The sequence below is a fragment of the Pseudomonas sp. GXM4 genome (assembly GCF_008923895.1).
In the GTDB taxonomy this organism is placed as follows: Bacteria; Pseudomonadota; Gammaproteobacteria; order Pseudomonadales; family Pseudomonadaceae; genus Aquipseudomonas; species Aquipseudomonas atacamensis.
In genome coordinates, this window is sequence record NZ_WBRZ01000015.1 from 37,489 (window position 1) to 44,531 (window position 7,043).

7 protein-coding genes are annotated in these 7,043 nt (G+C 61.8%); 5 read left to right on the plus strand and 2 right to left on the minus strand.

Annotation, left to right across the window (positions count from 1 at the left end; translation table 11 throughout):
• Positions 1–51 precede the first annotated feature (51 nt).
• Together F8N49_RS04455 and ubiA are read left to right on the plus strand one after the other, a co-directional pair.
• Complete coding sequence (locus F8N49_RS04455; RefSeq protein WP_151550898.1) at positions 52–612, plus strand: chorismate lyase; 561 nt, start codon at positions 52–54, stop codon at positions 610–612.
• Positions 612–1,502 carry a 4-hydroxybenzoate octaprenyltransferase gene (gene ubiA / locus F8N49_RS04460; protein WP_151550899.1) on the plus strand — a complete coding sequence of 297 codons (891 nt, stop codon included), beginning with the start codon at positions 612–614 and terminating at the stop codon, positions 1,500–1,502. Before F8N49_RS04455 ends, ubiA begins: the two co-directional genes overlap by 1 nt.
• Positions 1,503–1,585: 83 nt before the next feature.
• Here the strand turns inward: ubiA and F8N49_RS04465 are convergent, their stop codons facing one another.
• Positions 1,586–1,969, minus strand: a complete 384-nt coding sequence (locus tag F8N49_RS04465) for a hypothetical protein (RefSeq protein ID WP_071172081.1) — start codon at positions 1,967–1,969, stop codon at positions 1,586–1,588.
• Positions 1,970–2,120: 151 nt separating this feature from the next.
• Here F8N49_RS04465 and phoB point away from each other — a divergent pair, with 151 nt between their 5' ends.
• The 3 genes from phoB (at position 2,121) to F8N49_RS04480 (ending at position 5,699) form a co-directional block, all read left to right on the plus strand.
• Positions 2,121–2,810, plus strand: a complete 690-nt coding sequence (phoB, locus tag F8N49_RS04470) for a phosphate regulon transcriptional regulator PhoB (protein ID WP_007896474.1) — start codon at positions 2,121–2,123, stop codon at positions 2,808–2,810.
• A 138-nt stretch (positions 2,811–2,948) separates the two neighbouring features.
• The gene (gene phoR, locus F8N49_RS04475) at positions 2,949–4,235 is read left to right on the plus strand and encodes a phosphate regulon sensor histidine kinase PhoR (RefSeq protein ID WP_256675398.1); all 1,287 of its coding nucleotides are present in this window, start codon (positions 2,949–2,951) and stop codon (positions 4,233–4,235) included.
• Between the two features lie 123 nt (positions 4,236–4,358).
• Positions 4,359–5,699 (plus strand): hemolysin family protein, encoded by a 1,341-nt coding sequence (locus F8N49_RS04480; protein ID WP_016772486.1) that lies wholly within the window; start codon positions 4,359–4,361, stop codon positions 5,697–5,699.
• 172 nt (positions 5,700–5,871) lie between these two features.
• Here the strand turns inward: F8N49_RS04480 and F8N49_RS04485 are convergent, their stop codons facing one another.
• Positions 5,872–6,768 (minus strand): M23 family metallopeptidase, encoded by an 897-nt coding sequence (locus tag F8N49_RS04485; RefSeq protein ID WP_151550901.1) that lies wholly within the window; start codon positions 6,766–6,768, stop codon positions 5,872–5,874.
• Positions 6,769–7,043 lie beyond the last annotated feature (275 nt).

The following is a 7,043-nucleotide window of genomic DNA, read 5'->3' on the forward strand; positions in this document are numbered from 1 at the left end:
CGCCCGCCATGGTAAGCTCGCCGCCTCATTTGCGGCCAATAATGACTCATTGTGCAACATTCAAATGCCTGCCCCGCCCCGCTCTGGCTGACCCAAGACCGCCTGACGCCCCGCCCCGATCCGTTGACCCTCGACTGGTTGTTCGACGAAGGCTCGCTGACCCGCCGTTTGACCCGTTTGTCCGAGGACGGCTTCAGCGTGTCGCCGCTGTTCGAAGGCTGGGGCACCTTGCGCGCTGATGAATGCGCGGCACTGGATCTGGCCGAGGGCAGCGAAGGCTGGGTGCGCGAGGTGTATTTGCGCGGCCACGGCGAGGCCTGGGTGTTTGCCCGCAGCGTTGCCTCGCGGGCGGCCCTGCAAGGTGATGGTTTGCACATGGATGAACTGGGCAGCCGCTCGCTGGGCGAATTGCTGTTTTGCGATCGGGCGTTCCAGCGCCGCGCCATTGAAGTCTGCCACTACCCTGAACAATGGTTGCCGCCAGCGGTACAAGCCCCTGAGCTGTGGGGCCGGCGTTCGCGTTTCGACCGTGGCGCGCTGAGCGTGCTGGTCGCGGAAATCTTCCTGCCGAGCCTGTGGGACGTCGCCCGCGCCCATCCGGAGAACTGCTGATGTATCAGAGCCTGCTCAAGTCCCTCAACCGTCTGAACCCGCGCGCCTGGGATTTCGTTCAGTTGACGCGCATGGACAAGCCGATCGGCATTTACCTGCTGCTGTGGCCGACGCTGTGGGCGTTGTGGATTGCCGGCAAGGGTTCGCCGTCGCTGGCCAACATCGTCATCTTTGTCCTCGGCGTGGTGTTGACCCGTGCCGGCGGCTGCGTAATCAACGACTGGGCTGACCGCAAGGTCGACGGCCACGTCAAACGCACCGCGCAACGGCCGCTTGCTGCTGGCCGGATCAGCTCGAAGGAAGCCCTGGTGTTCTTTGCCGTGCTGATGGGCATCAGTTTTCTGCTGGTGCTGTGCACCAACGCACCGACGATCTGGCTGTCGCTGGGCGGTCTGGCGCTGGCATTCACGTATCCGTTCATGAAGCGCTACACCTACTACCCGCAAGTGGTGCTGGGGGCGGCGTTTTCTTGGGGCATGCCAATGGCCTTTACCGCTGAGACCGGCGAGTTGCCAGCAGCGGCGTGGTTGCTGTGGATCGCCAATCTGCTGTGGACGGTGGGTTATGACACTTATTACGCAATGACCGATCGCGATGACGACCTGAAGATCGGCGTGAAATCCACGGCGATTCTGTTTGGCGAGGCGGATCGGGTGATCATCCTCAGCTTGCAGGCGCTGTCATTGGGCGGTCTGATCCTGGCCGGGTCGAAGTTCGAGCTGGGGATCTGGTTCCACCTCGGCTTGCTGGTGGCTGCCGGGTGTTATGCGTGGGAGTTCTGGTACACGCGCAGCAAGGACCGTATGCGTTGCTTCCAGGCCTTCTTGCACAACCATTGGGCAGGGTTGGCGATATTTGTCGGGATCGTGCTGGATTACGCACTGCGCTGACTGAAAAGATCGCAGCCTGCGGCAGCTCCTACAGGTCGTACACATTCCAGTGTAGGAGCTGCCGAAGGCTGCGATCTTTTGCGTTATTTGGCCTTGGCGACTTTCCAGGCGCCGTCCATTTTGCCGTCGCCGGTCATGTCGCCGGCCTTCTTGTCCATCACAAAGGTGTACAGCGGCATGCCCTGGTAGGCCCACTGCTTGCTGCCATCATCACGAGTGATTACCGTCCAGTCCCCCATCGACTTGTCATTCGCTGTCGCCATTAGCGGCGGCCAGTTTGCCGCGCACTTGTCATTGCACGCGGACTTGCCAGCGGAGTCCTTGGCAAAGGTGTACAGGGTCATGCCCTTTTGATCGGTGTACATGCCGTCCTTTTCCATCGCCGGATCGGCCGCCATGGCCAGCCCCGGCAATGTCAGGGCGGCAGCCATCAGCAGGGCTTTGAACGAAGCAGTCATCTGAGTCATGGAAACCTTCTTTTGTGGTTGTCAGGATTCGGACTTAGAGCTTAGTCGAGGATGGGTGCAAATGTTGCGCGCCTGAAATACTGTCACACGACTGCAATAATTCCGTTATCTAATGCGGCGCAAGACAGTTAAATGACAAGAGGATTAAGGCATGGTTGGCAGGAGCATTCTGATCGTCGACGACGAAGCGCCCATTCGCGAGATGATCGCCGTGGCGTTGGAAATGGCCGGCTATGACTGCCTCGAGGCAGAGAACTCGCAGCAGGCTCACGCCATCATTGTCGACCGCAAACCGGACCTGATCCTGCTCGACTGGATGCTGCCCGGCACCTCGGGCATCGAACTGGCCCGGCGCCTCAAGCGTGACGAGCTGACCGGGGACATCCCGATCATCATGCTCACCGCCAAGGGCGAAGAGGACAACAAGATCCAGGGCCTGGAAGTCGGCGCCGACGACTACATCACCAAACCGTTTTCGCCGCGTGAACTGGTCGCCCGCCTCAAGGCAGTGCTGCGCCGCGCCGGACCGACCGATGGCGAAGCGCCGATCGAAGTCGGCGGCCTGCTGCTCGACCCGATCAGCCACCGCGTGACCATCGACGGCAAACCCGCCGAGATGGGCCCGACCGAGTACCGCCTGCTGCAATTCTTCATGACCCATCAGGAACGCGCCTACACCCGTGGCCAGTTGCTCGACCAGGTCTGGGGCGGCAACGTCTATGTCGAAGAGCGCACCGTCGACGTGCACATCCGCCGCCTGCGCAAGGCCCTCGGCGACGCTTACGAAAATCTGGTACAAACCGTGCGCGGCACCGGTTATCGGTTCTCTACAAAAGCATAAAAGCAGCTGCAAGCTTTTAGCTACAAGCGGCAAGTAACAGCCGATCCGCTTTAGCTTGGAGCTTGCGGCTTGAAACTTGAAGCTGCGGCTAAGGACGCCTCTGTGAATCAAAACTGGCATGGCACCCTGATTCGCCACATGCTGTTGCTGGTCACCGCCTGCCTGGTGATCGGCCTGATCACCGGCTATTACGGCTGGAGCCTCGCGGCGGGTCTGGGTCTTTATCTGGCCTGGACGCTCAAGCAACTGCTGCGTCTGCACGAATGGCTGCGCCAGCATCAACCCGACGAAGCACCGCCCGATGGCTATGGTCTGTGGGGCGAGGTGTTCGACAGCATCTATCACCTGCAACGCCGCGACCAACGGGTGCGCGGACGTCTGCAAGCGGTGATCGACCGGGTGCAGGAATCCACCGCCGCGCTGAAAGACGCGGTCATCATGCTCGACAGCGACGGCAACCTCGAATGGTGGAACCGCGCCGCGGAAACCCTGCTCGGCCTGAAGACTCCGCAGGACAGCGGCCAACCGGTGACCAACCTGGTGCGCCATCCGCGCTTCAAGGAATACTTCGAGCAGGACAGCTTCGCCGAGCCACTGGAAATCCCTTCGCCGACCAACGATCGCGTGCGCATTCAGCTGTACCTGACGCGCTACGGCAACAATGAACACCTGATGCTGGTCCGCGACGTGACGCGCATTCATCAGCTGGAACAGATGCGCAAGGACTTCATCGCCAACGTCTCCCACGAGCTGCGCACACCGTTGACGGTGATCTGCGGCTATCTGGAAACCCTGCTCGACAATGTCGAAGAAGTGAACCCGCGCTGGAGCCGTGCTCTGCAACAGATGCAGCAACAGGGCGGGCGCATGCAGACGCTGCTCAACGACCTGTTGTTGCTGGCCAAGCTGGAAGCCACCGACTACCCGTCGGACAACCAGCCGGTGCAGATCGACACACTGCTGCAATCAATCACCAGCGACGCGCAGCAGTTGTCCGGGGCGAAGAACCAGCGCATCAGCCTCGAGGCCAATGCCGGAGTGCTGCTCAAGGGCAGCGAGGCCGAGCTGCGCAGCGCGTTCTCCAATCTGGTGTTCAACGCGGTCAAGTACACCCCGGCCGAGGGCAACATCCGCATTCGCTGGTGGGGCGACGAGCAAGGTGCGCACCTGAGCGTGCAGGATTCCGGCATCGGCATCGACAGCAAACACTTGCCGCGCCTGACTGAACGTTTCTACCGCGTCGATTCCAGCCGCAACTCCAACACCGGCGGCACCGGCCTCGGCCTGGCCATCGTCAAGCACGTGCTGCTGCGCCACCGCGCGCGCATGGAGATCAGCAGCGTGCCCGGCCACGGCAGCACGTTCACCTGCCATTTCGCCCCGGCCCAGGTGGCCAGCGCACGGGCGATCAGCGCCGCCGAGTGATGCCGCCCGGCACACGCCACTAGGCAATCGCACGGTCAGCCGCTACATTGGCTGACTTGTGCCTGCCTTTCAGGCGCTGTTTCTCCCCACTTTCGAATCACACGGAACCCGCAAAACTCCATCATGGACCCTTCCCCTGGCTTGTCCCTCGCGACCATTTTTGCCGACTTCGGCATGATCCTTTTTGCTCTGATCCTGGTTTTGCTCAACGGCTTTTTCGTTGCGGCGGAATTCGCCATGGTCAAACTGCGCTCGACCCGGGTCGAGGCCATCGCTGAACAACACGGCTGGCGCGGACACATCCTGCGCACCGTGCACAGTCAGCTCGATGCCTACCTGTCGGCGTGCCAGCTCGGCATCACCCTCGCCTCTCTCGGTCTGGGCTGGGTCGGTGAGCCGGCGTTCGCGCATATTCTCGAACCGCTGCTGAGCGCGGTCGGCGTCGACTCGCCCGAGATTATCAAAGGCGTGTCGTTCTTCACCGCGTTCTTCATCATTTCGTACCTGCACATCGTGGTCGGCGAGCTGGCGCCCAAGTCGTGGGCGATCCGCAAACCCGAGCTGCTGTCGCTGTGGACGGCGGTGCCGCTGTACCTGTTCTACTGGGCGATGTACCCGGCGATCTACCTGCTCAATGCCAGCGCCAACGCGATTCTGCGTATCGCCGGGCAAGGTGAACCCGGCCCGCACCATGAACACCATTACAGCCGCGAAGAACTGAAACTGATCCTGCACTCCAGCCGTGGCCAGGATCCGAGCGATCAGGGCATGCGCGTATTGGCCTCGGCCGTGGAAATGGGCGAGCTGGAAGTGGTCGACTGGGCCAACTCCCGCGAAGACCTGATCACCCTGGAATTCAACGCGCCGCTGAAGGAAATCCTGGCGATGTTCCGTCGCCACAAGTTCAGCCGTTATCCGGTGTACGACAGCGAGCGCCAGGAGTTCGTCGGCCTGCTGCACATCAAGGATCTGCTGCTGGAACTGGCCGCGCTGGACCACATTCCCGAGTCGTTCAACCTGGCCGAGCTGACCCGCCCGCTGGAGCGCGTATCGCGGCACATGCCGCTGTCGCAGCTGCTGGAGCAGTTCCGCAAGGGTGGCTCGCACTTCGCCGTGGTCGAGGAGGCTGACGGCAACATCATCGGCTACCTGACCATGGAAGACGTGCTGGAAGTGCTGGTCGGCGACATTCAGGACGAACACCGCAAGGCAGAGCGCGGCATCCTCGCCTATCAGCCGGGCAAGTTGCTGGTGCGTGGCGATACGCCGTTGTTCAAGGTCGAGCGCCTGCTCGGCATCGATCTCGATCACATCGAAGCGGAAACCCTCGCCGGGCTGGTTTACGAAACCCTGAAACGGGTGCCGGAAGAGGAAGAAGTGCTGGAAGTCGAAGGCCTGCGCATCATCATCAAGAAGATGAAAGGGCCGAAGATTGTCCTGGCCAAGGTGTTGATGCTCGATTGATGGGAGTTTGGGGGGCTCTTGTGGCGAGGGGATTTATCCCCGTTGGACGGCGCAGCCGTCCCAAAACCATTGAATGCAGTCAGTTAGTACAGAGTTGCAATATTTGGGGCCGCTTCGCGGCCCAACGGGGATAAATCCCCTCGCCACAAAAACCCTCAACACCCTATCGCGCCTACTGCTTGCCCAACGCAAAGTTGGGCAACGCCCCCATCGGCTGGTTGAACTGGTAGGGAATCGACACCAGTCCTTCGCCGGTATTGCGCTGCACCACGAAGTGCAGGTGCGGGCCACTGCTGTTGCCGGTGTTGCCCGACAGCGCCAGCGGGCTGCCGACCTTGACCCGCTGGCCTTCGCGCACGCTCACCGAACCCTGTTTCAAATGCAGGTACACGCCCATGGTGCCGTCGTCGTGCAGCACTCGGACGAAATTGCCGGAGGCATCGGTACCGCGCCCGCTCTGGGAGTTCTCGGTCTTGACTACCACACCCGCTCGCGCGGCGATGATCGGCGTGCCCACCGGCATGGCAATGTCCATGGCGTAGCGGTTTTTCGGCCCGTAGTGGCTGTATTGGCCGTTGGCGCCCTGGCTCAGGCGAAACGGCCCGCCACGCCAGGGCAGCGGATAGCGATAGCTCTGCGCGGTGCCTGCGGGGTCGCCCAGCGAATACTGGAACTGCGGCGAATACACCAGCGGCTGGTCACGACTGATCGCCGTCAGCAGCGCCAGCCGCGTGTTGCTGCGCGGTGGCAGCACACGACGGATCGCTCGCGACGGCGCGCCACGCACATTGCTCGTGCCGATGAAGGCCAGGGCAACCTCGACCGGCGCGTACAGATCGTTGCGCGCAAATACCACATCAACGCCCTTCTGCTTCTTGATGTCCAGGTACACCTGGCGGTCGAGGCGCTCGACCATGCGGTCCTGAAACACGAACACTTTCGCGCCTTTGCTCGGGCGGTCACTGTACGAGACCACGCCGTTGGCGTCGGTGGATTTGTAGATGGTCATGGCCATCGCCAGCTGGGAGGCCAGGCAGAGACCGCAGAAAAACAGCAGGCGCGCGAGCATGGGCAAAAGTCTGTCGAAGGAAGGCCTGGGAATCAGCCTAGCAGCTGAGACAGACCAGGCTAGTCGACAGATGTTTCAAATGATCGTCCCCACGCTCTGCGTGGGGATGCAGCCCGGGACGCTCTGCGTCCCCTGCACAGAGGACGCGGAGCGTCCGGTTGAGGCATTCCTTTGCTGCGCGTGGGAACGATCAGAGCACCGGAGACAAGTGGTGTTTCGGCTGGCCCCTTCGCGAGCAGGCTCGCTCCCACATTTGGAATGCGTTCCAGGGTGGG